The 25,324-nt window shown below is 67.9% G+C and carries 25 protein-coding genes; 10 read left to right on the top strand and 15 right to left on the bottom strand.

Going from position 1 to position 25,324, the window contains the following annotated elements; translation table 11 throughout:
* Window positions 1-2 precede the first annotated feature (2 nt).
* Complete coding sequence (locus EV645_RS16370; RefSeq protein ID WP_130444602.1) at window positions 3-1,307, top strand: sensor histidine kinase; 1,305 nt, start codon at window positions 3-5, stop codon at window positions 1,305-1,307.
* Here EV645_RS16370 and catC read toward each other — a convergent pair.
* The 5 genes from catC to EV645_RS16395 are packed head-to-tail and all read right to left on the bottom strand — an operon-like array spanning window position 1,304 to window position 5,679.
* Window positions 1,304-1,570: a muconolactone Delta-isomerase gene (gene catC, locus EV645_RS16375; protein ID WP_130444604.1), complete on the bottom strand. Its 267-nt coding sequence runs from the start codon at window positions 1,568-1,570 to the stop codon at window positions 1,304-1,306. The genes EV645_RS16370 and catC overlap by 4 nt on opposite strands.
* Entirely contained in the window at window positions 1,570-2,703 is a 1,134-nt protein-coding gene (locus tag EV645_RS16380) for a muconate/chloromuconate family cycloisomerase (RefSeq protein ID WP_198681654.1), read from the bottom strand. The genes catC and EV645_RS16380 overlap by 1 nt, the downstream gene beginning before the upstream one ends.
* The gene (gene catA, locus EV645_RS16385) at window positions 2,703-3,548 is read right to left on the bottom strand and encodes a catechol 1,2-dioxygenase (protein ID WP_130444608.1); all 846 of its coding nucleotides are present in this window, start codon (window positions 3,546-3,548) and stop codon (window positions 2,703-2,705) included. The genes EV645_RS16380 and catA overlap by 1 nt, the downstream gene beginning before the upstream one ends.
* A gap of 11 nt (window positions 3,549-3,559) precedes the next feature.
* Window positions 3,560-5,113, bottom strand: a complete 1,554-nt coding sequence (locus EV645_RS16390; RefSeq protein WP_130444610.1) for a 4-hydroxyphenylacetate 3-hydroxylase family protein — start codon at window positions 5,111-5,113, stop codon at window positions 3,560-3,562.
* A gap of 11 nt (window positions 5,114-5,124) precedes the next feature.
* A complete protein-coding gene (locus EV645_RS16395) occupies window positions 5,125-5,679 on the bottom strand; it encodes a flavin reductase family protein (protein WP_130444612.1) in 555 nt (184 codons plus the stop codon).
* A gap of 124 nt (window positions 5,680-5,803) precedes the next feature.
* Here EV645_RS16395 and EV645_RS16400 point away from each other — a divergent pair, with 124 nt between their 5' ends.
* Window positions 5,804-6,619 (top strand): IclR family transcriptional regulator domain-containing protein, encoded by an 816-nt coding sequence (locus EV645_RS16400; protein WP_242000458.1) that lies wholly within the window; start codon window positions 5,804-5,806, stop codon window positions 6,617-6,619.
* On the opposite strand, the gene EV645_RS16405 is transcribed toward EV645_RS16400, so the two are convergent.
* Window positions 6,613-7,494, bottom strand: a complete 882-nt coding sequence (locus EV645_RS16405; RefSeq protein ID WP_130444616.1) for a LysR family transcriptional regulator — start codon at window positions 7,492-7,494, stop codon at window positions 6,613-6,615. The genes EV645_RS16400 and EV645_RS16405 overlap by 7 nt on opposite strands.
* A 78-nt stretch (window positions 7,495-7,572) precedes the next feature.
* On the opposite strand from EV645_RS16405, the gene EV645_RS16410 reads away from it, so the two are divergent.
* From EV645_RS16410 to EV645_RS16430, 5 genes are all read left to right on the top strand, one after another.
* Window positions 7,573-8,781: an acetyl-CoA C-acetyltransferase gene (locus tag EV645_RS16410; protein ID WP_130444618.1), complete on the top strand. Its 1,209-nt coding sequence runs from the start codon at window positions 7,573-7,575 to the stop codon at window positions 8,779-8,781.
* A complete protein-coding gene (gene pcaD / locus EV645_RS16415; protein ID WP_130444620.1) occupies window positions 8,778-9,539 on the top strand; it encodes a 3-oxoadipate enol-lactonase in 762 nt (253 codons plus the stop codon). Before EV645_RS16410 ends, pcaD begins: the two co-directional genes overlap by 4 nt.
* Window positions 9,536-10,309: a CoA transferase subunit A gene (locus tag EV645_RS16420; RefSeq protein ID WP_130444622.1), complete on the top strand. Its 774-nt coding sequence runs from the start codon at window positions 9,536-9,538 to the stop codon at window positions 10,307-10,309. The genes pcaD and EV645_RS16420 overlap by 4 nt, the downstream gene beginning before the upstream one ends.
* A gap of 1 nt (window position 10,310) precedes the next feature.
* Window positions 10,311-10,937 (top strand): CoA transferase subunit B, encoded by a 627-nt coding sequence (locus EV645_RS16425; RefSeq protein ID WP_130444624.1) that lies wholly within the window; start codon window positions 10,311-10,313, stop codon window positions 10,935-10,937.
* Window positions 10,938-11,366: 429 nt separating this feature from the next.
* Window positions 11,367-12,320, top strand: coding sequence for a hypothetical protein (locus EV645_RS16430; RefSeq protein ID WP_130444626.1), 954 nt, complete (start codon window positions 11,367-11,369; stop codon window positions 12,318-12,320).
* Window positions 12,321-12,325: 5 nt separating this feature from the next.
* Here EV645_RS16430 and EV645_RS16435 read toward each other — a convergent pair whose 3' ends face one another.
* The 4 genes from EV645_RS16435 to EV645_RS16450 are packed head-to-tail and all read right to left on the bottom strand — an operon-like array spanning window position 12,326 to window position 16,813.
* Complete coding sequence (locus tag EV645_RS16435) at window positions 12,326-13,639, bottom strand: glycoside hydrolase family 32 protein (RefSeq protein ID WP_130444628.1); 1,314 nt, start codon at window positions 13,637-13,639, stop codon at window positions 12,326-12,328.
* Window positions 13,636-14,475 (bottom strand): carbohydrate ABC transporter permease, encoded by an 840-nt coding sequence (locus EV645_RS16440; RefSeq protein ID WP_130444630.1) that lies wholly within the window; start codon window positions 14,473-14,475, stop codon window positions 13,636-13,638. Before EV645_RS16440 ends, EV645_RS16435 begins: the two co-directional genes overlap by 4 nt.
* On the bottom strand, window positions 14,472-15,404 hold the full coding sequence (locus tag EV645_RS16445; RefSeq protein ID WP_242000459.1) for a carbohydrate ABC transporter permease: 933 nt from the start codon (window positions 15,402-15,404) through the stop codon (window positions 14,472-14,474). The genes EV645_RS16440 and EV645_RS16445 overlap by 4 nt, the downstream gene beginning before the upstream one ends.
* Window positions 15,404-16,813 carry an ABC transporter substrate-binding protein gene (locus tag EV645_RS16450; RefSeq protein WP_130444632.1) on the bottom strand — a complete coding sequence of 470 codons (1,410 nt, stop codon included), beginning with the start codon at window positions 16,811-16,813 and terminating at the stop codon, window positions 15,404-15,406. The genes EV645_RS16445 and EV645_RS16450 overlap by 1 nt, the downstream gene beginning before the upstream one ends.
* Window positions 16,814-16,972: 159 nt before the next feature.
* On the opposite strand from EV645_RS16450, the gene EV645_RS16455 reads away from it, so the two are divergent.
* Together EV645_RS16455 and EV645_RS16460 are read left to right on the top strand one after the other, a co-directional pair.
* A complete protein-coding gene (locus tag EV645_RS16455; RefSeq protein ID WP_130444634.1) occupies window positions 16,973-18,016 on the top strand; it encodes a LacI family DNA-binding transcriptional regulator in 1,044 nt (347 codons plus the stop codon).
* Entirely contained in the window at window positions 18,013-19,404 is a 1,392-nt protein-coding gene (locus EV645_RS16460) for a glycoside hydrolase family protein (protein WP_130444636.1), read from the top strand. The genes EV645_RS16455 and EV645_RS16460 overlap by 4 nt, the downstream gene beginning before the upstream one ends.
* A gap of 13 nt (window positions 19,405-19,417) precedes the next feature.
* On the opposite strand, the gene EV645_RS41890 is transcribed toward EV645_RS16460, so the two are convergent.
* Together EV645_RS41890 and EV645_RS16465 are read right to left on the bottom strand one after the other, a co-directional pair.
* On the bottom strand, window positions 19,418-19,594 hold the full coding sequence (locus EV645_RS41890) for a hypothetical protein (protein WP_157997082.1): 177 nt from the start codon (window positions 19,592-19,594) through the stop codon (window positions 19,418-19,420).
* A 36-nt stretch (window positions 19,595-19,630) separates the two neighbouring features.
* Window positions 19,631-20,980, bottom strand: a complete 1,350-nt coding sequence (locus EV645_RS16465) for a S8/S53 family peptidase (protein WP_130444638.1) — start codon at window positions 20,978-20,980, stop codon at window positions 19,631-19,633.
* A gap of 76 nt (window positions 20,981-21,056) precedes the next feature.
* Here EV645_RS16465 and EV645_RS16470 point away from each other — a divergent pair, with 76 nt between their 5' ends.
* Window positions 21,057-23,621: a CHAT domain-containing protein gene (locus EV645_RS16470; RefSeq protein ID WP_157997083.1), complete on the top strand. Its 2,565-nt coding sequence runs from the start codon at window positions 21,057-21,059 to the stop codon at window positions 23,619-23,621.
* A 7-nt stretch (window positions 23,622-23,628) separates the two neighbouring features.
* On the opposite strand, the gene EV645_RS16475 is transcribed toward EV645_RS16470, so the two are convergent.
* The 3 genes from EV645_RS16475 to EV645_RS16485 all read right to left on the bottom strand — a co-directional run bounded on the left by EV645_RS16475 (window position 23,629) and on the right by EV645_RS16485 (window position 25,208).
* The gene (locus EV645_RS16475) at window positions 23,629-24,087 is read right to left on the bottom strand and encodes a hypothetical protein (protein WP_130444642.1); all 459 of its coding nucleotides are present in this window, start codon (window positions 24,085-24,087) and stop codon (window positions 23,629-23,631) included.
* Window positions 24,065-24,676, bottom strand: a complete 612-nt coding sequence (locus tag EV645_RS16480; protein WP_130444644.1) for an RNA polymerase sigma factor — start codon at window positions 24,674-24,676, stop codon at window positions 24,065-24,067. The genes EV645_RS16475 and EV645_RS16480 overlap by 23 nt, the downstream gene beginning before the upstream one ends.
* A 100-nt stretch (window positions 24,677-24,776) precedes the next feature.
* Entirely contained in the window at window positions 24,777-25,208 is a 432-nt protein-coding gene (locus EV645_RS16485; RefSeq protein WP_130444646.1) for a hypothetical protein, read from the bottom strand.
* Window positions 25,209-25,324: the final 116 nt, after the last annotated feature.

Consider the following 25,324-nt stretch of genomic DNA (forward strand, 5'->3'; position numbering starts at 1 on the left):
GCATGCGCCGCCGCATCCTGCTGCTCTCGGTGGGCATGACCACCTTGGTCGTGCTCGCGTTCGCCGTACCGCTGGTGATTCTGCTCCGCAGTACGACGGCCAGCGAGGCGAAGGACAAGGCGCTCTACCGCGCCGAGACTGTCGCCTACTACGTCGGGGACAAGGACCACACGGCTGACGACATCACGGCGTACATCAACGGGTTGAAGAACGGGCCGGGGAACATCTCGGTGCGGATGCCGGACGGTACGACGCTGGGCGACCCGCCGCCGGGCGGCGTACCGAAGCCGAAGTCGATGCCGGCCGACTACAACGACGACGACGGCGACGACGACAAGGGACCGCCGAAGCTCGGCGACGCGGACTATCGCGATATCAACGGCGGGAAGGCGGTCGATCTTGCCGTCGACACTCCCACTGGGCCGGCTTCGGTTTGTCTTTATCTGACTGCGGACGAGCTGTACGACGGGTTGGTGCCGCGGCTGCTGATCCTCATCGGCGGAAGTCTGCTGGTGTTGTTGCTCAGCATCGTCGGCGCGGAGCTGGTGTCGCGGCGGTTGGCGCGGCCGCTGGAGGAGACGGCGAGTACGGCGGAACGCCTCGCGGCCGGCGATATGGAAGCGCGCGCTCCGACGACCGGTCCGGCGGAGGTGGCGAAGGTCGGGGCCGCGCTGAACGGGCTCGCGGACCGGATCGACGAGGTGATCGCTGTCGAACGCGAGGCTGTGGCGGATCTGTCGCATCGCTTGCGTACGCCGCTGACCGCGCTTCGGCTCCAGGTCGAGGCAATGCCGGACCGCGAGCGCGCCGAGGAACTGAACACGCAGGTCACCAGCTTGGAGCGGACGTTGACCGCGGTGATCAGCGCGGCACGTCGGCCTCAGCGGGAAGGCCGGGTGCCGCACTGTGACGCCGTCGAGGTGACGCGGGCGCGTACGGCCTTCTGGGAGCCGTTGTTCGAGGACCAGGGTCGCGAGCTGACGTTGGACCTACCAACGAGTGCTGCCATGGTCCGCTCGTCCGCGGAGGACCTTGCCGCAGCGCTCGATGCGCTGGTGGAGAACGTCGTCGCGCACACACCCGATGGCACTCCCGCGCAGATCACCCTGACCCGCGACACCTCCCACATCCACATCACCGTCGCCGACGAAGGCCCCGGAATCCCCCTGGGCGCAGGTGAGCGAGGCCGCTCCGACCGAGGCTCCACCGGCCTGGGCCTGGACATAGCCCGCCGCTACGCCGAAGCCACCGGCGGCCACCTGACCATCCACCGCAACCAGGTAGAACTGACGCTCGCCTCCAGCTAGATCTTCGAGGGGTGCGTCGCCAGTGGGGTTACGTGGATCTTCATGTAGGGGAACAGCGGCAGGCTGGACAGGATTTCGTGGAGGTCGTCGTTGGTCGGTACGTCGAAGATGCTGATGTTGGCGTACTCGCCGACGACTCGCCACAGGCCGGGCCAGACGCCCGACCTCTGGAGTTCGGCGGCGCGTGCCTTCTCCTGCGCGAGGAGGGGTGCTGCATCCAGGCCGGGCGGGAGCTGGACGTCCATGCGGACGTGGAAGAACATCAGGTCTCCTTGGTCAGGTTGCGTCGGCGGAGCGCGGCGACCGCGTCCAGGTCCAGTTCTACGCCAAGGCCCGGGCCGTCCGGGAGTTGCAGGGTGCCATCGACGTACGACAGCGGCGTACGCAGGATCTCCTCGGTGAACAGCAGCGGGCCGAAGAGCTCACTGCCCCACGTCACCCCGGGCGCCGCGCAGGCGAGCTGCAACGAAGCCGCCGTGCCGATGCCGGTTTCGATTGACGTGCCGCCGTGGCAAGGGATGCCGGCGGCGGCGGCGATGGCGGCGATGTCTCGCGAGCGGCGGAGGCCGCCGAGTTTGGTGGTCTTCAGAGACCAGATGTCGGCAGCACGCAGATTCACCAACCGCAACGCATCGACAGGTGTTCGCAGCGATTCGTCGGCCATGATCGGGATCGGGAGCAGACGATTGAGCTCGGCCAGAGCCTCCACCTGCTCACCAGGCACAGGTTGTTCGACGAGTTCGACTCCGGCCCCGGCCAGGCGCGGGAGATAGGTCTTCGCCGTCAGGAAATCCCAGCGTGCGTTGAGATCCACACGCACCCCGGCCGCGCCCGCGAGCTTCTCGGCGATCGCGCACACCCGGCGCGTGTCTTCCTCCGGAGCCAGTGCACCCATCTTCAGCTTGAAGCTGCGGTGCCCGTCCCGCAGCTTCGCCAGCGCCTCCTCGACCACAACCTCCTCCGGCTCGGCGCCCAACGCCCACGTGACGTCGACCGACGTACGCGCGAGTCCGCCGAGCAGCACATGCACGGGTACGCCGAGGGACCGCGCCCACGCGTCATGCAACGCGACCTCGACCGCACACTTCGCGTATAGGTTGGCGCCCACCCGGTCCGAAATGCCGGACCACAATCCCGCGATGTCGGCGACGGACCGGCCGGGCAGCAACGGGGCGACGTACGTGTCGAGGGTGACCTTCATCGACTCGACCGACTCGCCACCCCACCACGGGCCGCCCGGGACCACGCCCTCGCCCACACCCACGACACCGTCGCGGGTGTGGACGAAGGCCAGCAGTACCGGCTGGGCGGTCATCGCGACGCGGGCGAACCGGTGCGGTCGCCGGAGGGGTACGTCGATGATCACCGTCTCCAGCCGGTCGATGGTGAGATCCATCAGCCCTGCTCGAGCTCGAAGTCATAGGACACGCGCCGTACGCCGCTGCCGTCGTCGACCGGGTCGAGGATCAGCTCGGGCTTGGTCGCCTCGGCGACGTCGGAGTCGAGCCACTCACCACCGGCGAAGTACAGCTGCGTCGTCACAGTCCGGTGCCCTGATGCCCGCACCATCAGATGCAGGTGCGCCGGCCGCCACGGATGCCAGCCAGCGGCTTCGATCAGCTTGCCGGTCGGCCCGTCGGTCGGGATCTGGTACGGCGCCGGCTGCACGGTCCTGATCTCGAAACCGCCAGAAGCATCCGTCGTCACCACACCCCGCAGATTGCCCAGCGGGATCCCCGGCGCGAAGCCCGAGTAGTAGCCGTCGGCATCGGCGTGCCAGACGTCCACCTCGGCGCCGGCCAGCGGCGTACCGTCCACATCGCGCACCTGCCCCGACAGCACCAGCGGCTCGCCCTGTTCGTCGGCCCGATGCGGCAACTCGCACGACGACGACAACCGCACCTGGTCGGGCAGGTAGTACGGGCCAAGGATCGAGCCCTTCGTCCCGTGCTGCGAAGAGGCCGCGACCTCCTCGACGACGTGCTCGACGAACACGTCCATGAACAGCGGCCACTCGCCTACCTCACCAACCTCCATCAGCCAGGCCTTGGCTGCCTGGAACTCGGAGTACGTGACGGCATGCGAGCGGATCGCCGAGTGCACGCCCTGCAGGACGGCAGTGACCACAGCACTCACGCGCTCAGGTGAGACCTCGGCAGCCGAGCGTGATGTCGATTTGAAGTTCGAGCTCGCGTTCGCGCCGGAGCCCGCGGCGGTGGGAGAGTCCTGCACAGTAGTCATCATGCGCTCCTTCAGCGGTTCAGGATCCGGCTGACGTCGGTCGGGTTGATCAGGTCGGGGACGGTCCAGCCGTCCAGGTCGTACTCCGCGAGCATGGTCTCGGCGAAGCCCTTCATCGCGGCGGTCTCGCCCTGCGCTTCGGCGGCGAACAGGATCTCGGCCTTCACGTTTTCGTGGTTGCCGGAGTAGTTCCGCTCGTACAGCTCGTGCCGTCCGCCGAACTCCGTGCCGACCGAATCCCACAGCGCCTTCATCAGCTTGGTGCGCTCGACGGCGTCGTACCCTCCTGAACCGCGGACGAAGCGGTCCAGATAAGGCCGGACCTCAGGCGTCTTGAAGTCCACGGCGCTGGAGTTGAGGTAAATGAGGCCGGAGGCAACATCCTGCTGGATGATCTCCTTCACCCGCGGGTATCCGGTGATCATGAACTGCCGGTAGATCAGCCCGTAGTCGAGCTTCGGCAGCACGGTCCCGTTCGGTCCCGGGTCCGGGTTCAGCGCCATCGCGTCGGCCATGCAGCGGAACAGGTTGCGCCAGCCGATCACCTCGCCGACCCGGGTCTGTACACCGCGGAAGTCCTTGCTGCCGGTGCATTCGAGGGCCTTGAGTAACAATCCGGCGATGAAGTCGAGCTTGACCGACAACCGGATGCAGCCGTGGAACGTGAACCGCGGGATGAACCCGGACTGCGGGAAGAAGCCGTTGATCTTGTCGACATCGCCGTACAGGAAGATGTTCTCCCACGGCACCAGCACCTTGTCGAAGACGAAGATCGTGTCGTTCTCGTCCAGCCGGCTCGACAGCGGGTAGTCGAACGGGCTGCCCATCACGTCGGCCTGCATGGTGTACGACGGCCGGCAGATGAGCTTCACACCAGGGGCGCTCATCGGGACCGTGCAGATCAGTGCGTACTCCTTCTTCTTGATCGGCAGCCCGTAGTGCGCGATGAAGTTGTAGTTGGTGATCGCCGAACCGGTCGCCACCACCTTCGCGCCGGACACGATCACGCCCGCGTCGGTCTCCTTCTCGACCCGCATGAAGATGTCACCGGCCTCGTCCGGCGGCAGGTTGCGGTCGACCGGCGGGTTGATGATCGCGTGGTTCCAGTACAGGACCTTCTCCTGCGACTCCTTGTACCAGCGCTTCGCGTTCTCCTCGTACGGCGCGTAGAAGTCGGTGTTCCCGCCCAGCGTGCCGAGGAAGCTGGCCTTGTAGTCGGGGCTGCGGCCCATCCAGCCCCAGGTCTGCCGGGCCCAGTGCTCGATCGCGCGGCGCGAGCTCTGCAGGTCCTCGACGCTGTGCGGCGTACGGAAGAACGCGTGCGTGTATCCGCCGTTGCCGGTGTCGGTCGGGACGGTGATCTCGTCCTTGGTGGCGGGATCGTGCAAGGCGTCGTAGAGCCGGGCGGTCATCCGGGCCGGGTTGCGGAACGCCGGGTGCTCGGTGACGTCCTTGACGCGTTCGCCGTAGATCCAGATCTCGCGGTCGTCGCGGATCGAGTCCAGGTACTCCGCTCCCGTCATCGGGCGCTTGGTCGTGGTCTGCGGCTCGACAGTCGTGGTCATGAAAAGTCCTTTCAGGCAAGGGCAAGCGGGGTGAAGACGGCCGCGGCGTCGAACCAGCCGCGCTCGGGGCAGTCCAGCGATCCCGACCAATGGGTCTCGACCGGACCGAGGTTGCGGAACCGGCCGCCGTGGAACAGCAGCGGGTCCCGGGCGGTGATGTCGACCGCGTCCACCTCACCGATCACGATCAGGTGGTCGCCGCCGTCGTAGGTCCGCCACGGCCGGCACGAGATCGTCGTGGCCGCGCCTTCGAGCAGCGGAGCGAGGGGACCGTCGACCCAGCCGGGCGCGCGGTCTGGCGATTGGATGGGACGCCCGGCGAAATGCCAGGCGACGTCGAGCTGGTCGTCGGCGAGCACGTTGATCGCGAACGGCTTGCCGTCGAGGTACTGGCACGCCTTCGACGTGCGGCCGAGCGTGACCTGCGCGAGCGCGGGCTCGAGCGAGACGGCGGTGAAGGCGTTCACGGTCGCGCCGTGCGGCCTGCCCTCTTCGCTGGTGCAGGTCACCACGGTCACGCCGGTGGCGAACTGGCCGAACGCGTTCCGGAGTTCTCGCGAGTCCATCTGCGTCACCTCTTTCGGATGTACGCTCTGCGTACAGCAAGTACGCCTGGCGTACGACAAGACAGTGGAGCCCTCGGCGGCGACTGTCAAGGGCTCAACAACTTTCCGTGGAAGGATGGCCCGCATGGTTGGGGAGGGGAGCGAGCGCGATTACGTGCAGAGCATCGAGCGCGGATTCGCCGTACTGCTCGCGTTCGACGCCGACCGGCCGAGCCCGACGCTGGCCGAGGTCGCGACGGCGACCGGGCTGTCGCGTCCCGCCGTACGCCGGATCCTGCTGACCTTGCAGAAGCTGGGGTACGTCGCCGCTGTCGGCAGCCGGTGGACGCTGACGCCGCGGGTCCTGACGATCGGGCAGCACTACGCCGCGACGCACACCTTCGTGGAGACCGCGCAACCGCATCTGCTCCGGCTGGCCGAGGAGACGCAGGAGTCGGCGTCACTCGCACAGCTCGACGGGACCGATGTCGTGTACGTCGCCCGCGTCCAGGTCCGCCGGATCATGGCGGTCTCCGTCGACGTGGGAAGCCGGGTGCCGGCGTACGCGACCTCGATGGGGCGTGTGCTGACCGCATGGGCTGATGCGTCGGTCGTGGACGCGGTGCTGTCGGCCGGGTTGCCGCGGCTGGCGCAGCGCACGATCACCGACCCGACGATCTTTCGCGACGCGCTGCATCAGGTGCGGCAGGACGGGTACGCCGTCGTCGAGTCCGAGCTCGAGGACGGTCTGCTGTCAGCGGCTGTCCCGGTCCGTACGCCGGATGGCGCCGTACTCGCGGCCCTCGCGTACTCGACAACTGTCGGACGTCGCACCGAGAGTCAGATCGTCGAGAAGGTCATCCCGCTGATGCAGGAGACCGCGGCGGCGATCGCCGAGGATCTCCGCCTGCTGGGTGGCACGCGCCGCCTCGACGCGCACGCTCGCGACGGCTTCTACTGAACTAGCCCGGCAAGGACGGCGAGTGCGCGTTGCAGATGGGGCGCCTCGTCTCCGGCCCTCGTCGCCGCTGCCAGCTCGACCGTCGCCTGCCCGCTGAGGGCGCGATAGGCGACGCCCGGGACCATCAGCTCCGCGACCGGCGCCGGCACCACCGCGATCCCGAGACCGGCTGCCACGAAGGTCACCAACGTAGAGGTCTCCGCCACCTCGTGCCGAACCCGCGGCTCGAACCCGGCCGCCCGGCAGCGCGCGAGCACGGTGTCGTGCATCACCGACCGCCCACCGCCCGCGTGGATCACGAAGTCCTCGTCGGCCAGCTCTTTGAGCCGCACCCGACGTCGCGCAGCCAGGCGATGCCCGTCCGGCACCGCCACGATCAGCCGATCGGCCCGCAGTACCTCGACCTGCAGGGAATCGTCGTCGACCGGCGGCCGGAGGAGTCCGAGGTCGATCCGCCCGTCCACCAGCGCCCGCGCCTGGTCGGGCGCAAGCATCTCGCCCTGCACCGCCACCTCGATATCCGGCAGCTCCTCGCGCAGCGTCCGCACCAACTGCGGCAACAGGCTGTACGTCGCCGAGCCCACGCACCCGATCACCAACCGCCCCTGCAGGCCGGCCGCCACCCGCTGCGCCTCGCCGGCGGCCGACGACACCGCCCTGATGATCTGCCGGGCTCTGACCAGGTACGCCTCACCGGCCGCGGTCAGCTCGACCCGCCGCGTCGTCCTTCTGAGGAGCTCCAGGCCGAGCTCGCCCTCGAGCTGACGGATCTGCTGCGACAGCGGTGGCTGGGCCATGTGCAGGCGGGCCGCCGCGCGACCGAAGTGCCGCTCCTCGGCGACGGCGACGAAGTACCGCAGATGACGCAGCTCCACGATTCATACTCTCAGAGTCTTGATCGAGCGTAAATGAGTATTTCTCCATATCGGTCCGTACGGCCTACCGTCGAGGGCATGAGCGATGTGGTGATCTGCGAGCCGATCCGTACGCCGGTGGGCCGCTTCGGCGGGGCACTGTCCACGCTGTCGGCCGCCGACCTCGCCACCGCCGCGCTCACGGAGCTGGTCCGGCGTACCGGTCTGGGCGAAGGTGATGTCGACGACGTCATCCTCGGTCAGTGCTACCCGAACGGCGAAGCGCCTGCGATCGGCCGGATCGCCGCGCTCGACGCCGGGCTCGGGGTGTCGGTGCCGGGTGTGCAGATCGACCGTCGGTGTGGCTCCGGTCTGCAGGCCGTGTTGTACGCCGCCGGCATGGTGGCGACCGGCGCGGCTCGTCTGGTAGTTGCTGGAGGCACCGAATCGATGTCGCAGGTCGAGCACTACGCGCTCGGTCTGCGCACCGGCGTACGCGGCAACGTCGAGCTGAACGACAGGCTGATCCGAGCCCGCGAAACCGCCGGCGGCAAGCACCACCCGGTCCCCGGCGGAATGCTCGAAACCGCCGAGAACTTGCGCCGCGAGTACGGCATCAGCCGCGAGGAACAGGACGAGTTGGCACTCCGCTCCCACCAACGCGCCATCGCCGCCCAAGCCGCGGGCCGCTTCGCCGACGAACTGATCCCGGTGGAAGTCCCCACCCGCCGCGGCGGCCCCGCGCTGGTTGCCGTCGATGAGCACCCGCGGGCCGACACCTCGCTCGAAGGGCTTGCTGGTCTTCGGCCGGTGATGCTCAAGAGCGACGCCGACGCGACCGTCACCGCAGGCAACGCGAGTGGGCAGAACGATGGTGCTGCGGTCTGCGTGGTCACCACGCGCGAAGAGGCCGAGCGGCGCGGTCTCCGTCCGTTGGTCGCCCTCCGCTCGTGGGCCGTCGCGGGCGTAGGGCCCGAGGTGATGGGCATCGGCCCGGTCCCCGCCACCGCGGCAGCCCTCGCCCGCGCCGACCTCACCCTCGACGACCTCGACCTGATCGAGCTCAACGAAGCCTTCGCCGCCCAGGTCCTCGCCTGCCTGCGCGAATGGAAGCTCGACCCCACCGACGACCGCCTCAACCCCAACGGCTCAGGCATCTCCCTCGGCCATCCGCTAGGCGCCACCGGAGCCCGCATCCTCGCCACTCTCTCCCACGAACTCCACCGCCGCAACGGCCGCTACGCCCTGGAAACCATCTGCATCGGCGGCGGCCAAGGCATCGCCGCCGTCTTCGAGGCCGTCAGATGACGCATGTTGTCAGCGGCCGGCGTGACGCCCCGACCGTCGTGCTGGCGAACTCGCTCGGCGCTACGTGGGAGATGTGGGACGCGAACCTCGCCGACCTGGAGCAGCACTTCCGGGACGTCCGCTTCGACACCCGCGGCCACGGACGATCCCCGGTCCCACCAGGCCCGTACACGATCGACGACCTCGCCGACGACGTCGTCGCGTTGCTCGACGACCTTGCGATCGAGCGCGCCCACTTCGTCGGACTTTCGCTAGGCGGCATGACCGGCCTGCGCCTGGCCGCTCGCAACCCGTCCCGCGTCGACCGCCTCGTCGTACTCTGCACCGGCGCCCGCCTCGATCCCTTGAGCGGCTGGACTGACCGAGCCGAGCTCGTCCGCGCGAAGGGTGCGGCTGCCGTGGCGGAGGCCGTCGTACGACGGTGGTTCACACCGGGCTGGCTGGTTGAGCATCCGGAGGTCCGGGCTGCGTGTGAAGAGATGGTTGCCTCTACGCCGGCCGACGGGTACGCCGCGTGCTGCGAGGCGATCGCCAGGCTGGACCTGATCGACGACCTCCCCGCGATCACCGCGCCGACGCTCGCGATCGCCGGTCGCGACGATCCGGCCACTCCGCCGTGGCAGCTCGAGCGGATCGCCACGTCAGTTGCCCACGGCAAACTTCTCGTCGTACCTGACGCCGCTCACCTGGCCACCGCCGAACGACCCGACCTAGTGACGCCGGCAGTCATCGCCCACCTTCAGGAGGACAACGAATGAGCGTGGACAAGGTCTTCGCGACACCCGCCGACGCGGTCGCTGACATCCCGGACGGGAGCAGTCTGGCGGTCGGTGGATTCGGTCTGGCCGGCATCCCGTGGTTCCTGATCGGGGCGTTGCTCGACCAGGGTGCGCGGGATCTGACCGTGGTGTCGAACAACTGCGGTGTCGACGGCGCGGGGCTCGGACTTCTACTGGAACAGGGGCGGATCAGTCGGGTGATCGCGTCGTATGTCGGGGAGAACAAGGAGTTCGCGCGTCAGTACCTCGCGGGGGAGTTGACCGTCGAGCTCACTCCGCAGGGCACGCTGGCCGAGCGGTTACGGGCCGGCGGCGCTGGGATCGGTGCGTTCTTCACTCCGACCGGCGTGGGGACGTTGGTGTCGGAGGGCGGGTTGCCATGGCGGTATGCCTCGGACGGAACCGTCGCGGTTGCATCGCCGGCCAAGGAGGTTCGCACGATCCAGGGCCGGGAGATGGTGCTTGAGGAGGCGATCGTCACCGACGTCGCGCTGGTCCGCGCCGCCGTCGCCGATCGCGCCGGGAACTGCGTCTTCCACGCCGCCGCGCGCAACTTCAACCCGGTCGCCGCGATGGCCGGCCGCCTGACGATCGTCGAGGCCGAGCAGGTCGTCGAGGTCGGAGCGCTTGATCCCGATGCGATCCATCTGCCCGGCGTGTTCGTGCAACGCGTCGTACCGCTCACTCCTGAGCAGGCCGCGGAGAAGAGCATCGAGAAGCGTACGACCCGCCCGCGACCGGAGGCCTGACATGCCGTGGACCCGAGACGAGATGGCCGCCCGCGCGGCGGCGGAGCTGAATGACGGCGAGTACGTGAACCTCGGCATCGGACTGCCGACCCTCGTCCCCAACCACCTGCCTGCCGGCTCGTCCGTCACCCTGCAGGCGGAGAACGGGGTGCTCGGCGTCGGCCCGTTCCCGTACGAGGACGAGGTCGACCCGGACCTGATCGACGCCGGCAAGCAGACCGTCACCGTCGTACCGGGAGCGTCGTACTTCGACTCGTCCACCAGCTTCGCCATGATCCGCGGCGGGCACGTCGACGTCGCGATCCTCGGCGGAATGCAGGTCTCCGCGGCCGGCGACCTCGCGAACTGGATGGTCCCCGGCGCCGTCGTGAAAGGCATGGGCGGCGCGATGGACCTGGTCTCCGGCGCACGCCGCGTCGTCGTCCTGATGGAACACCTCACCCGCAAAGGCGACCCCAAACTCCTCCCCTCCTGCACCCTCCCGCTCACCGGCCGCCGCGTAGTCGACCGGGTAATCACCGATCTGGCCGTGCTGGACGTTGCCGACGGCACCTTCCGCCTCGTCGAGCTGGCCCCCGGCGTAACCCGCACCGACGTCGTACAAGCCACTCCGGCACCCGTCGTCTAGGAAGCCTCCCGCACCGCGTGGGGGATCAACTACGTGCCATTGGCAACAATTGGTTGCCACGGGGGGTAGTTGGTTGGTTACTCTGGGGTGTTTTCTGTGGTATGCCTTGCGGGCGACTGTCGAGAGAACGGGGACTTGGGGTGGCCACGCACCAGGCGGCGAACTCGGCGATACCGGTAGCCCGGTCGGTCTCGGCCTGCTGCTGGCGGTTCTGGCCCTGATCGCAGGAGGCCTAGGCCTGGTCGCGGCGGCCGGTTGGCGCCGCCGGACCCGGGCCTGACCAGCTCCGGCGCCCTCCAGTTGACGGACTGGAGGGCGTCGGGCTCACGGATTTGCATCAACCTGCAATCTATGCACTACTGATCCTTTCCCTCCGCTATAGTCAGCGCGATCTCGAGTTTCTCGAGACCAAACGGAGGGGGAACTCCTATGAAGTTGCAGCGCTTTGCGCTCGCACTGGCCGGAATAGGCCTGCTGGGCGCATCTGTCTCGTCGGTTCCGGCCTTCGCCGGAAAGACCGACCCGAAGCCCTATTTCTCTGACAAGGTCGCCCACCCGGGGGCCGTGAAGGCACTGGCCGTCGGTGGCCCGTGCATCAACACCGTCGGCGTGCCGACGGCCGCGGGCACCATGCAGGAGATCGACGTGACGGCCGGCGCGACTCCGTTCGCGGAATCGTTCGAGCCATTCAACTACGTCGCCACCCGGGCCAACGCGACCTGGTACGGCGCGGTGAACGCTTCCGGCACGCAGTATTACTACTACGGCCTGATGCTGCAGGGCTCGAGCCTGTACCGCCAGACGACGTACCTGCCGGACGCCAAGCCGCCGGTCCCGACGTTCAAGAAGGTCGGCACGGGCTGGACCAGCTTCAAGACCATCGCCACCTCCAACTACAGCGTCGCGAACCCCCGGCACGCGTACCTGTACGGCCTGAACACCAACAACAGCCTGTACCGCTACCAGATCGTCGGCGCGGGCTTCAAGGCACTCGGCCCCATCCCGGGCTTCAAAGGCTTCAAGACGATGACGGTGATCAGCGAGACCGCGACGTACGACACGCTGCTGATGACCACCACCACCGGTGCGCTCTGGACGGCGCACATCCCGATCGCGGCCGGCGCGAAGCCGGTGATGAAGCTGATCCGCGCTTCGGGCTTCGACAAGTACGAGTCGCTCGTCGCCCAGGGCTGCGGCACCCGCGGCGGCACCCTGGTGACTGCCGTCGACAACGCCACGCAGACCGGCAATCAGTACGCGTTCAGCAAGTTCAACGGCACCGCGACCGCCATGACGAACTACGGCGCGATCCCGGGGGCCGTCTTCAACGGCGTGGACCACGTCTCGCTCACCACGCATTACGACCAGGAAGTCAGCGAGTAGTTCCATCAGCGAGCGAGGCCCCAGCACTGCGTGTTTGCTGGGGCCTCGATCCGCCACGGGGGCGGGGCGGTCGGGTAGACGCGCGTGCTGAGCACGCGCCCCGCGCTGGTGAAGGCCTCGACCACTGACCCGTCGAGGAAGATCCGGGCCGCCGGCCGGTCCGACGCTGGATCGAAGGCGTCCGCCACCTCCATCCGCCCACCGTGCGCGTACGGCGCAACGCTCGCGTGGCTCCGGTCAATCGCGAACGTGTCGGCGTCCAGCTCGAAGGTCAAGTACTCCTCGTCGCTGAAATGCACGACGACGCGTCCTGAGGCGTCCGGTACGACGATCTCGAGCTGAGCAGTGCTGCCGGGCGAATCCGTCCGGAGCGTATCCATCGTCGGTACGGGCGCACTCCGCAGCGACGAGTCCGCTCCCAGCCAGACCCTGCGGGGGAGCGAGATCACCCCGGCCCACCCGTCGTTCCAGCCCGGACGGTCTCGTCCTTCCGGCAGCCAGCCGAACAGCAGCGGACCGAACCGGCTCTCGCGCATCGCCGACGCCGCGTAGAAGTCGGTGCCGTGATCCACGCGCTGCGGGGCAGGTGGTGCGTCGACATCGAACGACAGCACCTCGCCCGGCCCGCCCTCAGGCGACCACGAAGCAGCCACGGCGATCCGCCGGCCGTCGATCGTCAGCACCTGCGGGCATTCCCACGCCGACCCGGTGTCCTCCCCGCCCACCCGGGTGCGATGGAGCTCGGCGAGCGGGTCGACTGCCGTCCACTCCGACAGATCAGGTGATCGATACAGCGCGAGGCTGGCACCGCGATCGACGTACCCGGCGCCGACCACCATCCACCAGGTCCCGTTCTCCTTCCAGACAAAGGGATCCCGGAACATGACGGCTTCGGCCGGATCCGGAACCACCTGATGCGCCGGTCCGAACGACGCGCCGCCGTCGTCCGACACAGCCGTGAGGACGGACTGGTACGGGCTGCTGTCTACGCGCCCGGAGTAGAAGGCCCGGATCCGGCCGTCGTCCATCACGGTGTTGCCGGACCAGCATCCGTCGGTGTCCGGCCCACCCGGCTGCGGCGCCATCGCGGGCCGATGCAGCGTCCAGCGCACGTAGTCGGGCGAGGTGGCATGTCCCCATTCGACCGGTGCCTGCAGATCGAGCGTCGGCCGCGACTGGAAGTACAGGTGTACGTCGCTACCGAGCTCGATCGGCCCGTTCGGGTCGTTGAGGTATCCGCTGGGCGGCCGGACGTGGTACCTGGGACGGAGGTGTGCCACCGTCCCGGTCGACCGGTGTGCGGATCGGGTCTGGGTCACCGTGAAGCTCCTGCCGTGATGCCTGCGATGAAGTACCGCTGGGCGAAGATGAACAGCACTACGCTCGGCAGGATCGCAAGCACCACGCCGGCCAGCACCACCGAGATCGAACCGGTGCCGAGGTTGCCCTGCAGGCCGACCAGGCCCAGCGGCAGCGTGAAGTTGTCCTGGGTCTGCAGAAAGATCAGCGGCCGGTAGAACTCCGCCCAGAAGCCGGAGAAATTCAGGATCGCGAGCGTGGCGATCGCCGGCCCGGCCATCTTGGCGTAGATCAGCAGGAAGGTGTGGAAGTGGCCGGCGCCGTCGATCCGGGCCGCCTCTCCCAGTTCCTTCGGCATCTGCATGAAGTACTGGCGCATCAGGAACGTGCCGAACGCGCTGCCGAGTGCCGAGACCACCAGCGACAGCGGGCTGTCCGACAGACCGAGGTACCGGATGATCACGAACACCGGGATGATGATCGTCTGCAGCGGCACCATCATCGTGGCCAGGAAGATCCCGAAGATCACCGAGCGGCCGGGGAAGCTGACCATCGCGAACGCGTAGCCGGACAACGTGCAGGTGATGGTCTGGCCGATCACGATCAGCCCGGTCACGATCACGCTGTTGAAGAAGAACCGGCCGATCGGGATCTTGTCGAACACCGCGCTGTAGTTGGAGAAGTCCGGGTGCAACGGGATCCACTGCGGCGGGTTGCTGAACGCCTCGGCCGGCGTCCGCAGCGACGTGGTGATCGTCCAGAGAAGCGGGCCGAGGGCCACCATTGCGGCGAGGACCAGGACGGCGATGCCGATGATCCGGCCGATCCGCGCGAGAGTTCCGGTCGAGTTGATCATTGGTAGAACACCAGCTTCCGTGCCGCCAGGAACTGCAGCCCGGTGATGATCAGGATCGCCGCCAGCAGCACGATCGCGATCGCGGAGCCGTACCCGAACTGCAGGTTCTGGAAGCCCTTCTGGTACATGGAGATCGTCACCGTCGTGGTCGCCGACCCCGGGCCGCCCTTGGTCATGATGTACGGCTGGTCGAACAGCTGCATCGCGTTGATCAAGGCAACGACCGCGGCGAACAGGATGGTCGGGCTGATCAGCGGGACCTTGATCCGGAACAGTGTCCGCAACGGCCCGGCCCCGTCGATCTGCGCGGCCTCGAGTACGTCGGTGGGCACCGACATCAACGAGGCGACGAACAGGACGAACGTGAACCCGACCTGCTGCCACACCGCGATCAGCACGATCGTCGCGGCCGCGCCGAGACCGCTCGTCAGCCACGGTACGTTCGGGATGCCGAGCAGCCCGAGGTAGTAGTTCACGACGCCGAACTTGTAGTCGAACAGGTAGCCCATGAAGATCGACACGGCGGCGGTCGACGCCAGCAGCGGCAGGTAGAACGCAGTACGGAAGATGGTCCGGATCCACACCAGCTTGCGTTGGTTGACGAGGACCGCGAGCGCGAGGCCGAGGGTCAGCTGGAGTACGACGATCGCCAGCGCCATACCCAGCGTCACACCGAACGACTTGAGCACCGGACCGTCGGTGAACAGCCGCTGGTAGTTCTCCACCCCGACGAACTGCGGACTCGAGATGACGTCCCAGGAGAAGAACGACAACCCCAGCGACGCGACGATCGGGATCGCGGTGAAGACCGCGACGAACAGACACGACAGCCCGATCATCGCGAATCCGAACGGAGCCTCCCGATGCGAAGACGGGTGCCGGCGGCGTTTGGCGATGGCAGCCGGCACCTCAGCGGCGGCGGCCGACATCAGCTAGCCCCCGCTGCCTTCTCGAGGTCGGACTGCAATCCGTCCAGCGCGGCCTTCGCGTTCCCGGACGAGATCGCCTGCGTCGTGCGCTGGTTGAGCGCGGTCGCGAGTGCGTTGTAGTACGGCGGGGCCGGGATCGGTGCCGTCTCCGGGTGCTTGGTCAGGGTGTCGTAGAAGACCGACCAGTGCTTCGGTCCGGTCTTCGCGTACCGCGCGGCCGTCACCAGGGACTTGCGGCCGGGCGTGGTCACGTTGCCCGGGAAGACCAGGTCGAACGTGTCCGGCTTGACCAGCAACTTCAGGACCTCCCAGGCGAGGTCCTTCTTCTTCGACGACTTGAAGATCGCGTACCCGCCGGCGCCGAACAGGTGCCGCTGGCTCTTCCACTTCGGGAACAGCTGTACGTCGAAGCTGCCGTTCTTCATCCCGGCGTTGGTCAGCCCGCCGGCCCAGAACCCGCCGCCGATCGACATGCCGATCCGGTTCGACGCGAACAGGCCCTGGAGCGTGCCGCCGCCGCCGACGTCGGGCGACGGCGACAGACCCTTCTTGGTCAGCTCGATCATGTAGTTCAGCGCCTCGACGGTGCCCTCGGAGTTCGCGGTCGGCGCGCCCCATTTCCAGCCGCCCTTGCGGCCCGCGGCGGCCGGATCACCGGCGTACGCCTTGTTCCACAGCCAGTCGCCGCCGTCGTACTTGCCCTCCTCGAGCAGGTTCGCGTTGTTGGCGTACATGAACGACGTCCAGCTGCCCCACAGGCGGACCACCCAGCCGAACGCGTTGATGCCCTTGAACTTGGCGATCTTCGTCGCCGCGGACTCGAAGTCGTCGATGGTCCAGCCCTCGCTCGGCGGTACGACGCCGGCCCGCTGGAACAGCTCGGTGCTGTAGAACATGTTCCCGGCGTTGAAGCTGTCCGGCAGCTCCCACAGGTGGCCCTGGTACATCATCGACTCGATCAGCGCGGGGTGGATGTCGGCGAAGTACTCCTTCAGCGCGGACAGGTCCTTGGTGACGTAGTCATCGAGCGGGACCGCGAGCTCCTTGGACGCCATCAGCTGCAGGCCCTCGGTGGCGACGCTGATGATGTCGGGCGGGGTCCCGGCGGCGATCTGGGTCAGCACCTTGGCCAGGAAGTCGTTCCAGTCGGTGCCGTTGATGGCCGAGATCTCGAACTTGATGGTCGAGTCGAGCTTGGAGATCTGCGGCTGCAACCGGTTCTGCAGCTGGGTCGCCGCCGCCTGCTCTCCGAAGTACAGCATCTTGAGTGACTTCGACGACGAGCCGCCGTCGCTGTTGCCGCAGGCGGCCAGATCGGCCAGCGCTGCGAGCCCGAGTCCACCGGCCGCCCCGGCCTTCAGCACGGTACGGCGAGCGATCGGGCCACCGGGGGGATGGATGCCTGTCATGGGGGTTCCTCCTTGGCCGCTCGAGTGGCCCGGCAGCCACCCAATACGTATTGACCCGGGACGGTAGCAGCGGTGTACGGTGGGGCGCAATACGTATTGGGTCCAGCTGTGATAGAAAATTGGCTGCGGTAACGCAGCCGCTCACCGTGAAGGGGGACCATGGCGAAGCAGCCGGCCGGCCGGCCGAAGCGCGTCACGATGACCGATGTCGCGAAGCGCGCCGGGGTGTCCCAGCCCACCGTGTCGTTCGTCCTCAACGATCGCCGCGACGTCGCGGTGGCCGAGGAGACGCGGCGGCGCGTGCTCGAGGCCGCGGCCGAGCTCGACTTCGTCCCGAACCGGGCGGCCCAGCTGCTGCGGTCGAACAAGTCGTTCACGGTTGGCGTCGTGACCAGCGGCATCGTCTCCCAGCCGTACGCCGGTCTGATCGTGCTCGGTCTCCAACAAGTCGTCCAGCCGGCCGGTTACGTCTGCATGGTCGTCGACACGACCGGCGATCCGGGCGAGGGCGACGACGCTGTGGCGAGCCTGGTCGGGCAGGGCGTCGCCGCGATCGTCTACGCGTCCCTCGCGCCCAAGCCGCTGCATCGCAGCCCACGGCTGGATGGCATCCGCACGATCTTCGTGAACTGCTGGCCGGAGGAGGGCAAGGCCGACACAGTCCTGCTCGCCGACGAGTACGCCGGTGGTCGCGCCGCGGCAGCGTCGGTCTTCGAGCGCGGGCATCGCGAGGTCGCCTTCCTCGGCGGCATGCGCAACGACTACGCCTGCAAGGAGCGCCGCCGCGGTTTCGACGACGCCGCCAGAGCGGCCGGTCTGCGTCCGTCCGACCTCGTGCATCGGTACGGCAACTACCAGATCGGATCCGGGTACGACCTGGCCACCGAGGTGGTGACCGAGCACCGGTCGACCGCTTTGGTCTGCGGGAACGACCGGATGGCGATCGGCGCGATGCTCGCCTTGCATGCTCTCGGGCTGGACTGCCCGAAGGACGTCAGCATCGTCGGCTTCGACGATCAGCCTGATGTCGCCGACCAGGTTCGTCCGGGGCTGACCACGGCCGCGTTGCCGCACCTGATGCTCGGCCGTCGCGCCGGCGAACTCGTGCTGGGCCCGCCCGACGAAGCGCCCGAACGGATCATCGTCGACTGTGAACTGGTGGAGCGCGAGTCGGTCGGCGCACCGCCGAGGCGTCGTCGATGAGCGGGTACGTCGGTGACGTCATCCCGTTCAGCTATGACGGCCGGATCTGGCTGTTCTACTTACTGGAAGAGCGATCGGACGAGCCGACCGGCATGCCGTGGGCGCTTGTGTCCACGACCGATTTCGTGGAGTACGTCGACCACGGCGTCGTGCTGCCCGCCGGCGACCGCGACGCTGCCGACTTCGACTGCTACACGGGGAGCGTGATCGCGGACGGCTCGCAGTTGCATCTGTTCTACACAGGCCACAATCCGCGCCGCGGGGATGCCGACGGCTCGTTCCAGGTCGTCTGCCATGCCGTCAGCGACGGGGATCCGACGCGATGGACCAAACTGCCTGACCTCACCTTCGGCGCGCCCGATGGCTTCGTGCCGCAGGACTGGCGAGATCCCTTTGTTTACAGGGTGGCGCCGGATCAGCCATGGCAGATGGTCCTCGCGGCGCGGTACGTCGGCCGACCGGATCGCCGGTGCGGTGTCGTCGCCCGCCTGACCTCGACCGACCTGGAGCAATGGACTCTGGCATCACCGCTCTGGGAGCCGCACCGATACATCACCCAGGAGTGCCCGGACGTCTTCCAATGGGGCGACTGGTGGTACTTGGTGTACTCCGAATTCAGCGACGCCTTCCAGACCCGCTACCGGATCTCCCGCGACCCGGACGGCCCCTGGCTAGCCCCCGCCCACGACACCGTCGACGGCCGGGCGTTCTACGCAGCCAAGTCCGTCGAACACAACGGACGCCGCTTCTTCATCGGCTGGATCCCCACAAAACAAGACGGTGCGTGGCAATGGGCGGGCGATCTCGCCGTACTCGAAGCCCGTCAAACCGCCGACGGCACGCTGGCCTTCACGCTGCCGGAGGAGCTTCGCGCGGCGTACTCCGACGTACGTCAGGTCTCACTCAAACCCGTCGACGGCGCCGAAACCGAGCCAGGTCATGGCGCGACTGATCGCTACTCCGCCTGGATCGGCGACCCGGTCCCCGCCGACTGCGTCATCGACCTCACCGTAAACGTTGCCCCAGGCACCCAATCCCTGGGCCTCCTGCTGCACGCCTCGCCCGACGGCGAACAAGCCACCGTCCTCCGCCTGGAACCCCAACAGAACCGCCTGGTCCTCGACACCTGGCCCCGAGGCCGCACCGGCCCCGCCCAGTGGCAGGTTAACGGCGACATCCCACACGCCGTCGAACTGGAACGCCCGCACCCCCTCCCACCCGGCCGACACACCCTCCAGGTCCGCCTCCAAGGAACCACCGGCCAAGCCATCCTCGACAACCAAACAGCCCTGTCCTTCCGCCGCTACACCACAGCCGCCACCCACCTCGGCTTCTTCACGACCGACGGCACCGCCGACGTCATCAGCCTCACCGTCGCGCACCGCTGAGAGACGCTGCACGTCAGTCGACGTTTGTGGCCGTGAGCTTGACGCCTCCGTTCGACCCCTGGTGCAGCGCGGTTCGGTCGCCGTGGTCGACGATGGTGAGTTCTCCGCTCACCCCGTCGACCACGACACGACGGCCGCAGCCGTCAAGACACTCGAACAGCAGGCCGGCTGGGCTTGCCGTGCATTCCATCCGATGCGTTCTGGCCATACTTCATGACAACACCACTCATTTGCAGGCGCAATCGCAGCCGTGGTGGCACGCCTCGCGCGGCGTACCGCACACCTGATCAGGCAGCAGCACCGGCCCAACTCCACGAACAGCCTGGCTAAGCGCGAACCGCAGCAGCGCCTCGGCCGCCTGCGGTGCGTTCTCGCCGGTCGCAGACATCCGCGCAGCAATCATCCCGGCCACCAATGGAGCCGAGAACGACGTCCCGCTCCACTTGACCAGGCCGTCGAGGTGTCGTCGCTCCTTGGGGTCGTGGACAGTGTCGTAGTCACCGACAGCGAGCGCGTTGACCAGGTCCACTCCGGGTGCGTACACGTCCACCCAGCCGCCCCAGTTGGAGAAGTCGGCCCGATACGTTCCGTTCGCGGACAAAGCGCCGACCCCGACCACCCACGAGTACGCCGCGGGGTACGTCGGCAGCCGGCTGGTGTCGTTGCCTGCCGGGGCGACGACAACGACGTTCACGTGACGCAGACACTCGTCGTAGAAAGCGCTGAACGTCAGCATCGGCAGGTGCAGCCGCGTGATCCCGTCGAACTCGCAGACAATGATGTCCGCGCCCTGATTGAGCGTGTCGCTCATCTTCTGGATGATCTCGTCCTCGTACGCCAGCCCGGCGATCTCCTCGGCCCTACGGACGTAGACCTCCGCACGTGGCGCGACACAGCGGACGCAACCAGCCACGAAGGTCCCGTGACCTGCGTACGGCTTGATGATGTGGTTTGCGTCGTACGGATCCTCGAAGTCGCCGTACACGCCCTCCATCCAGGGCCAGGTCTTCGGCGCATCCTCGATCAGGCCGCCGTCCACGACGCCCACCACGACACCGTCACCGTCCCAGCCGTGCGTCCCACAGCAGATCCCGTCGTTCACCGGCGGCACCGGACCGCAGGACTTGGACGGGACGGCCGCGGGATCGTTGGCCGGACATGGATGACCGCTGTTGGGACACACCGACAGACCGTGGACCGGAGTCGCCGTATTGAGCCCAAGTTGGTCGTCCAGCCCTTCGAGAACGCTCAGGGTGTCGTACGGCTCGCCGACGTCGTCCGACCAGTCGATTCTGGTGACCCCGGCGATCACGGGTAGCTTCTCGATCCGTATCCCCTCCGGGAGGATCGGGCCGGCGGTATGTCCTTCATGCCTTCGGACGTACTCGTCCGAGGGGTCCTGCCGCAAGGTCGTCTCGACCAACTCCAGGTCCCGCGTGCGGACGAGGATCGTGTTCCGGCGGTAGAAGTACTGGACGCGTCCGTCGGCTCGCCAGCTCGGTGGGTAGACGGCTGCTCGTGGGTCGTGCTCGAGGATCAGGTCTACGGCTTCCTCGAGGCGTTGTTGTTCTGACATGTCATGCACTCCTCTGCGGTGGAAATTCCCGTATTACGATCGGACTGATCCGCGTATGGGGAGGGCGGGTACTGCCGTGGATGCTGACGCCTTGCATGCGCTTGCTTTGTCGCGGCCCGCTGACGCCCTCAGGATCGCTCGTGAGGTGCTGGCAGGAACACCGTCCGACGCAGAGGCCGCAGCGGCCCATCACGCGGCGGGTCTCGTCCATCGCGACTTCGGCGATATCGGCGAGGCGGTGGCGGAGCTCAAGGCGGCGTACCGATCGATCCGGAAGACGACCGATCGCGACCGGGAGTCCGAGATTCTGGCGACGCTGGGCGTGGCTCTGGTGATGGGTGGTCAGACCGAGCGTGGGCTGGCTGCGCTCGACGCCGTCGTGCCGGGCACGACCGGCGTGCTGGCCGGCCGGCTGCTGATCCGCCGGGCCTGGGTTCTCGGAGCGTTGCTCGGGCGGTACGCCGAGGCACTCGCGGATGCCGAGGGGGCGGTCGAGGCGCTGGCCGACACCGGCGATCTGGTCTGGGAGGCTCGGGCTTTTCACACCCGCGCGATGGTGCTGCTCGCGATGGGTGTGGTCGATCGCGCCGACGAGGACTTCGTCCGCAGCGAGGAGCTGTTCCTGAAGTCCGGCCAGGAGGTCGAGTACGCCGACGCGCGGCAGGCGCGTGGCGCCGCCGCCCTCGCCCGCGGTGACCTGCCGACCGCGTTGCAGATTCTCGACGAAGCGCAGCAGTTGGTCGAGGAGCTCGGAGTACTCGAGCCCGACCTGTACGCCAACAAATGCTTGATGCTGCTGGCGGCCGGTCTGACCCACGAGGCCCTGGTCGAGATCAACACCGCAGTCGAACGGAACGAGCAGCAGCGTGGTTCGGACGCGCGGCACGCCGAGTTGCTGATGTGTGCGGGGCTTGCGGCACACGCGGCCGGCGCGTACGAACTCGCCGAGCGCCGCAGCCTCGATGCACTGAAGCTGTTCCGCCGGCAGCAGCGGCCATGGTGGGCGGCGCGAACCGAGCTCGCGTTGCTGCAGACCCGCTTTACTCGTGGCCGTCGTACGGCGGCGCTCTTGCAGGCTTGCCGACGCGTCAGCGCGGAGCTCGACGCGCTCGATGTCGACCTCGCCGCCGAGGCGCATCTGCTGACCGGCCGGATTGCGCTCGCCCGGAGCGACAGCGCCGAGGCCGTGCGCCATCTGAGTGTCGCGGCCAGGGCGCGGAAGCGTGGCCTGCGAGCACGCGGCGCCGGCTGGCTCGCGCAAGCCCTGCTGTACCAGGACAACGGCCGGCCGCGCGGCATGCTGGCTGCCTGCCGGCAAGGTCTGAGCCTGATCGAGATCTACATCCGAACTCTGGGCGCGACCGAGCTGCGCGCACTCGCCACGGCTCAGGGCGCCGAGCTCGCGGCCATCGGTCTCCGGTTCGCCGTCGAGAAGGGCAGCGCTCGCCAGGTGCTGGACTGGAGTGAGCGTTGGCGCGCGACAGTGCTCGCGATTCCGCCAGTACGGCCGCAGTCCGACAACGGACTGGTCGCAGATCTCGCCGCGCTGCGCGATCTCACGCAACGGATGGAGGACGGCCACGATCGTCGGCCCGGCCGAAGTCACCTGCATCGCGAACGCGAGCGGCTCGAGGCTGCCGTGCGTCAGCGGGTTCTGCTCACACCCGGTCAGATTGACGGGCGGCGTGAGCGGCTTCGGGTTGCTGAGGTGCTCGAAGAGCTCGGTGAGCGGACGCTGGTGGAGCTTGTTGACCTTGAGGATCAGTTGTACGCCGTGGTGGCTTCGCGCGGGCATGTTCGGCTGCGGGCGATCGGGCCGACCTCGGCGGCGACTCATTCGCTGTCGCATGCCCTGTTCGCACTCCGTCGCGAGAATGCCCGGCGTGGCAAGCACGAGCTCATGCTCGACACGATCGGAGCGCGGCTCGAATCGGCTCTGCTGGGCGACACGTTGCAGCACCTGGGCGACGAACCGGTCGTCGTCGTACCGACCGGTCGGCTGCATGCGGTTCCATGGAGTCTTCTGCCCTCGTTGCGGACCCGTCCGACGTCAGTGGTCCCGTCAGCCGCGGCGTGGGTACGCGCGATGCGGGCGGAGCCTCCTCCGGTGGACCGCGTCGTACTGATCGGCGGACCGCATCTGGCGGCCGGACGAGAAGAGGTACGGCGGCTTGCCGAGCTGTATCCGGATGCTGTCGTGCTCGCGGACGGCAGCGCGACCGCCGACGCCGTGCTCGAGGCGATCGACGGGGCGTCGCTCGTGCATGTGGCGGCGCACGGCACGTTCCGCGCGGACAGTCCGCTGTTCTCGGCGATCGAGCTGGATGACGGCCCGCTCACGGTGTACGACTTCGAACGACTGAAGCGGGCTCCGCATCGCATGGTGCTGTCCAGTTGCAGCTCGGCGCTCGGCGGACCGAGTGGCGCCGACGAGCTGGTCGGTCTGGTCAGTGCGTTGGTGGCGCTCGGATCGGCCGGAGTGGTGGCGAGCGTCGTACCTGTGTCCGACCCCGCGACCGTTCCGCTGATGCTGCGCCTGCACGAACAGCTGCGGGCCGGTGACGGGCTCGCCGAAGCGCTTGCCCGGACACACGATTCCGACGACGCGACCTCCCAGTCCTTCATCGCTCTTGGTGCGTGAGTGCGGGTCACAACTGCACCCAGTCCGTGACGACGCGGCCGGTAGCGGTGTCACAGCGCAACCGCATAGCGCCGGCCGGCGGCGTCGGCAGCTCGAAGAAGCCCGATTCGTCCACGTCGATGTCAACCGTCGTACCGTCTGCGGTTTCGACCCGTATCTGGGCTGCGCTGGGCGGCAGGATCTGGCCGAAGACTTCGGAGCGCACCACCTCCAGTTCCACGGACAGCGGCGTCGAGGTGAACACCAGCACCCGGTCTGCATTCGACTCGGCCCGGACCTCGGCGGCCGACGCCATCGACGAGTCGAAGGTCAGGCTCGCCAGGAGCAGGTCGTCGTCGATCGTGCGCCACGACAGGGCGCCTTCGGCGTGCTCGGCGATGGTCTGTGCCAGCGGTTCGGTGGCCCGGACGGCCGCCGCGAGGTCCTCGAGAAGACGGTCATCGTCATCCCAACGATGCTGCGTCATGTCGATCACCTTCTGTCGGTTCGGATGCGACGTACCCTCTGACGGCTGGAGTGCTGCGGAGCCGCGCGAGGGCGCGGGACCGCGTCGGCCCGATGCTTCCTACCGGGATCCCGGTGCGTCGGCTGATCTCGGCGTACGACGGCTGTGGGTCTTGCATGAGCAGCAACAGCAGCTCGCGTTGCCGGCTCGGTAGTTCGGCGAGCCCGGCGAGCAGCACCTGGTGCCGCTCGGACCGGACGAGTCCTTCGTCCGGGTCGGGAACATCGGCGACGGGCGGCTGGTCGTCATTCAACGGGTCACTCATCCTGCGGAGGTGTTGCGAGGACAGGTAGCGGATCGACTCCCGGCGCGCGGTCGTGACCAGCCAGCCGGGGATCGCTCGCGGCTCCTGGAGGCTGTCCAGGTGCTCGACGAGCCGCAGCCACACCGTCTGTGCGACGTCCTCCGTCTCGGCCGGCGTCAACCGGAACCCGCGAATGACCGACACGAGCAGGGGTGCGTAGCGGGCGACGAGCTCCCGCCACGCCTGTTGATCGCCCGCGGCTGCGGTGACTACAAGTGCGGTGACTGGTGAGACATCCTGTTCCATTCCCGCTCCCGGGTGGTACGTGATGCTTCGTGCGAGAGGTGCACGCCATCGCTCCCCCCTGCGATGGCGTGCCTCCCCGTGGTGTTCCGGTTCCGCAGGCTCAGGGCTCGCGGAGCAGGAACGTCGGGCCCTCGCTGAAGGCGGCCATCTCCGTCAGCACGTTCAGTGCGGTGCGGTAGGTGATGACCACGACGAGCTTGTACACGCCGGAGTCCGGCGCCTTGTCCGGCGGCAGCGTGTTGGCCGGGACGGTGATCTTGGCGGCGTACGACGGACCGCCGTTCGCCGGTACGACCTTGCTGCCGATGAGCACCTCGGGACCGGGGCCCATCGATTCGGCGTACGCCTTGACGGTCCAGTTGCCGTCGAGCAGCACGGCCGTGGCCGGCGGCTCGACCGTCCATTCGATCGTGACGTCGAACGGGAACTCGTCGTCGAGGACGCGGTTCGGGTTGCCATCGTGATCGATGATCGCCACCGCGGTCACCGAGCCTTCGAGACCCGCAAGGCCGTCGAAGTTGGGATCTGTCATTTCGGGTTCCCCCCAAGCAGGCGCCCCACTCACCAGGGCGCTCTTACCTGGACGGACCTGCGCCGGACTCCACCAGATACATAGAATCCCCGAACCGCTCATCGTCTACTTCTTGC

The organism is Kribbella rubisoli (genome assembly GCF_004217145.1).
GTDB classification, from domain to species: Bacteria; Actinomycetota; Actinomycetes; order Propionibacteriales; family Kribbellaceae; genus Kribbella; species Kribbella rubisoli.

What these genes read in the sequence shown, in the direction of transcription:
- EV645_RS16425 (WP_130444624.1), top strand. Translation starts at nt 10,311, where the DNA reads ATGCCGTGGACCCGAGACGAGATGGCCGCCCGCGCGGCGGCGGAGCTG.
- EV645_RS16450 (WP_130444632.1), bottom strand. Translation starts at nt 16,813, where the DNA reads ATGACAGGCATCCATCCCCCCGGTGGCCCGATCGCTCGCCGTACCGTG.
- EV645_RS16455 (WP_130444634.1), top strand. Translation starts at nt 16,973, where the DNA reads ATGGCGAAGCAGCCGGCCGGCCGGCCGAAGCGCGTCACGATGACCGAT.
- EV645_RS16480 (WP_130444644.1), bottom strand. Translation starts at nt 24,676, where the DNA reads ATGGAACAGGATGTCTCACCAGTCACCGCACTTGTAGTCACCGCAGCC.
- EV645_RS41890 (WP_157997082.1), bottom strand. Translation starts at nt 19,594, where the DNA reads ATGGAATGCACGGCAAGCCCAGCCGGCCTGCTGTTCGAGTGTCTTGAC.
- EV645_RS16390 (WP_130444610.1), bottom strand. Translation starts at nt 5,113, where the DNA reads ATGACCACGACTGTCGAGCCGCAGACCACGACCAAGCGCCCGATGACG.
- catC (WP_130444604.1), bottom strand. Translation starts at nt 1,570, where the DNA reads ATGTTCTTCCACGTCCGCATGGACGTCCAGCTCCCGCCCGGCCTGGAT.
- pcaD (WP_130444620.1), top strand. Translation starts at nt 8,778, where the DNA reads ATGACGCATGTTGTCAGCGGCCGGCGTGACGCCCCGACCGTCGTGCTG.
- EV645_RS16395 (WP_130444612.1), bottom strand. Translation starts at nt 5,679, where the DNA reads ATGGACTCGCGAGAACTCCGGAACGCGTTCGGCCAGTTCGCCACCGGC.
- EV645_RS16410 (WP_130444618.1), top strand. Translation starts at nt 7,573, where the DNA reads ATGAGCGATGTGGTGATCTGCGAGCCGATCCGTACGCCGGTGGGCCGC.
- EV645_RS16485 (WP_130444646.1), bottom strand. Translation starts at nt 25,208, where the DNA reads ATGACAGATCCCAACTTCGACGGCCTTGCGGGTCTCGAAGGCTCGGTG.
- EV645_RS16445 (WP_242000459.1), bottom strand. Translation starts at nt 15,404, where the DNA reads ATGTCGGCCGCCGCCGCTGAGGTGCCGGCTGCCATCGCCAAACGCCGC.
- EV645_RS16440 (WP_130444630.1), bottom strand. Translation starts at nt 14,475, where the DNA reads ATGATCAACTCGACCGGAACTCTCGCGCGGATCGGCCGGATCATCGGC.
- EV645_RS16420 (WP_130444622.1), top strand. Translation starts at nt 9,536, where the DNA reads ATGAGCGTGGACAAGGTCTTCGCGACACCCGCCGACGCGGTCGCTGAC.
- EV645_RS16465 (WP_130444638.1), bottom strand. Translation starts at nt 20,980, where the DNA reads ATGTCAGAACAACAACGCCTCGAGGAAGCCGTAGACCTGATCCTCGAG.
- EV645_RS16475 (WP_130444642.1), bottom strand. Translation starts at nt 24,087, where the DNA reads ATGACGCAGCATCGTTGGGATGACGATGACCGTCTTCTCGAGGACCTC.
- catA (WP_130444608.1), bottom strand. Translation starts at nt 3,548, where the DNA reads ATGACTACTGTGCAGGACTCTCCCACCGCCGCGGGCTCCGGCGCGAAC.
- EV645_RS16370 (WP_130444602.1), top strand. Translation starts at nt 3, where the DNA reads ATGCGCCGCCGCATCCTGCTGCTCTCGGTGGGCATGACCACCTTGGTC.
- EV645_RS16430 (WP_130444626.1), top strand. Translation starts at nt 11,367, where the DNA reads ATGAAGTTGCAGCGCTTTGCGCTCGCACTGGCCGGAATAGGCCTGCTG.
- EV645_RS16400 (WP_242000458.1), top strand. Translation starts at nt 5,804, where the DNA reads ATGGTTGGGGAGGGGAGCGAGCGCGATTACGTGCAGAGCATCGAGCGC.
- EV645_RS16460 (WP_130444636.1), top strand. Translation starts at nt 18,013, where the DNA reads ATGAGCGGGTACGTCGGTGACGTCATCCCGTTCAGCTATGACGGCCGG.
- EV645_RS16380 (WP_198681654.1), bottom strand. Translation starts at nt 2,703, where the DNA reads ATGGATCTCACCATCGACCGGCTGGAGACGGTGATCATCGACGTACCC.